The organism is Fluviibacter sp., assembly GCF_057744235.1.
Genome location: NZ_JBIJFP010000034.1, coordinates 1 through 2,905, shown reverse-complemented (window position 1 = coordinate 2,905; position 2,905 = coordinate 1). Strand labels below are relative to the sequence as shown.

Below are 2,905 nucleotides of genomic sequence, written 5' to 3'. Positions count from 1 at the left end.
GGGCTGCTTTGAGTACCTGCAAGGTACCGGCGTAACCTTCTTTCTGCAGGCCACTCACCCAACCCGGGTGCAGGTAGCGGGATTGCATTTCCAGCGCGATACTTTTCTGGGCAGTGGTCGTATGCGCTTCTGTGTCGTTCTGTAGTTGGCCAACATACAGTTCCAGCGGCTGCTTTTTACCGGCTACGCGCGCTGCGGCAGACAGCCCCCCCAGATACTGGAATGGATCATCGGAGGTGACCATGCCATAGAGGTTGGAGGTTCGCGACAGCAGCGCCGCATCACTGCGCCGGAGCTGCGCACCAAAAGCACGGGCGGCCGCTGCGGCGGAAACCCCGGCAACCGGCGTGCCATCCAGATACGGCTGGCTCAACCGTTGCAGGAACATGGCACCGAGGCGCGGGTCGTTTTTCTGAAGATCATCACTGAGCACGGCGTCGGCAATACCGGTACCGTAATCCCCCAGGCGATTGCCAAAGGCACGCACGCGGCTGAGTCGCTGGGCCTGTTCACCGCTCACCCCTTGGGCCTGCAGCTCACGCGCCACGGCCTGGTTGCTGCGTGCCAGGGTGCCATCGGGTTCTTCTGTGCTGACGCGGGCAACGGCCTGATCGACCAGTGCCATGAGCGCGGGAAACTGATCCCGATACGAACCGGTAATGCTCAGGAGCACATCAATCCGTGGGCGACCGAGTTCGGCCTGCGGAATCAGCTGCAATTCTTTCGGGCGGCCAGCGTCGTCCCAGATGGGTTTAACGCCGAGGGCAACCAGTGCCTGCGCCTCCATCACGCCATGATGGCGCAGAGTCTCACCGGCCCATAACGACAACACTAGGCGCTCGGGATAAGCGCCCTGGTGTGTGTGTTGCCAATCTTTGAGCCAGGTGTTGAACAACCCCTGCGCAACGCCGTAGGCCTGCTGCGTTGGCAGACGCAATGGGTCCAGCCCGATCAGATTGCGCCCCGTCGGCATGCTGTCCGGATTACGGATCGGGTCGCCGCCATAGGCCGCCGGGATAAAGCCGCCATTGAGGGCATTAAGCAGACCGGGGATTTCACCTTCTTCGGCCAGCAGGCGGTTCAAGTGCTGTGCACGATCGGCCAGGGTTTTAAGTGCTGCCGTATGGATCGGCTGCAAGGCAGCTTTATTAGGAATCACACTCTCCGGTGCGCTCTGCCGCAGATCCAGGGTGCTAGCGGCATCACTATCCTGCAAAGCGACGCGCAGCCATTGCATGGGACGGGACGCATCGACGCTGCGGTAGTCGATGAGAAAGGTTTCGTCAATGTCTTCACCCAGCGCTTCCAGCAAAGGAATGCGCAAAGCCTGCAGGATGAGGTGTTCGCGGTCATTCTGATCGGGCACCTGCCCGAAAACCGCCAGGCCACGCGGCTGGCTGCTTTGTGCCAACTGATCCAGCCAGGGATGCAGTTGATCCAGATAGCCATCCATATTGCTGCGCAGGGCGGCGGCACTCCAGCCGAGATCGTGATGCAGGTTTAGACGCACCACCAGGCGGGCCAGTTCATCACCAATGCCCTGCTTGGTGGGGCCATCATCGGCAATAGACCATTCGTGCATGAGCTCATGCAGATGGGCCATTTCCGGCGAGAAGCCGGCCGTACCCAGCACGGGCGTACGGTGGCTAACCAGTGTGGCTCTGCCCCGACGTTTGGCGGTGAGTGCTTCGCCGAGATTGTCGACAATGTAGGGATAGATGACGGGCACATCGCCAAGTGGCAACAGGGCGTCGTCGTTAACATCGAGCCCACGCGATTTGCCGTCGGCCCATTCCTGCGTACCGTGGGTGCCGAAATGAATGAGGGCATCGGCCTGGCGGGCCCAGAGATATACGGCGAGGTAATGATGCGATAGTGGCACATCGGTTTTATGGGCAAAGGCTTTGTCCGCCGCTTTGCCGGTTTCCGAGCGGGGCGGTTGCGGCAATACGTTCAGGTGACCTATGCGAACCCGCGGGATGACAAAGACGGCTTCGCCCTGGTGTTGCACGACGAAGTGGCTGCTTGCCGGCGCCCCCCAGTAACGGGTGATTCGCTCACGCGCCGTTGGTGCCAGCGCATCAAACCATTGTTGGTACTGACGGACGGGCAACACATCGGCCTGATCCGCGGCCAGCAGGGCCGGCAAATGGGCTGGGTCGTAGTAGGCTTGCAACAAGGGTTGCAGCTGGTTGATCCACCAGGATTCCTGTTGCGTCTGTGTCTGGTAACCCGCCTTCGCCAGGGCTGCCGATACAGACTCCAGGCTGCGTGGCACATTGAGAAAAGAAGCGCCAAAGTTAGCGCCTCCCGCTGGGTAATTGTACACCATGAGACTCAGTCGTTTGTCTGCTGCGGGGGGTTTCTGCAACGCGATCAAGCGCTGGGCTTTGCCCACCAGTGCATCAGCCTGTCGGTCGATCAGTTGTACGGGTTGTCCTTCGGGCGGATGGGCTGCAATCACCAGGGGATCGACTGCGCCCGCCGCTTCCGGTTGAACCAGGTAGTACGGCACATCGGTCTGACGGATGCCGCTTTTATCCGCTTGCCACGCCTGCACATCGCCCTGACGGTAAGGCACGGCCAGCAGTGCCGGGGTATTCCAGCGCGTGAACAAGGCCTGCAGTTCTGCCGGCTGGCTCACCAACTGATGGATGACAACCACATCCGGCCGCGCCCCAGGCTGTTCGACCTTTTGCGCCGCATTCTGGGCTGCATAAAGTGCTTTGAGTCCATTGGCGTCGAGGCGTTGCCCAAACACGGCATAGGCATTGATACCCCGCCCGGCAAAGCGGTTCAGTAAATCATCTAGCCAACCGGTGTCGCCATTCACAAAGTGGTGCCGATGCACGAGTACCGCCACACTGGGGCGGCCGCGCAATCCTGGTTGTGTGTTCATCCATGC

Annotated in this window: 1 protein-coding gene; it reads right to left on the bottom strand. The window is 60.7% G+C overall.

From position 1 onward, the window contains the following. Positions 1-2,905: cobaltochelatase subunit CobN (locus tag AC3GOJ_RS09920; RefSeq protein WP_488237309.1), on the bottom strand; the 2,905-nt coding region annotated here is incomplete at both ends.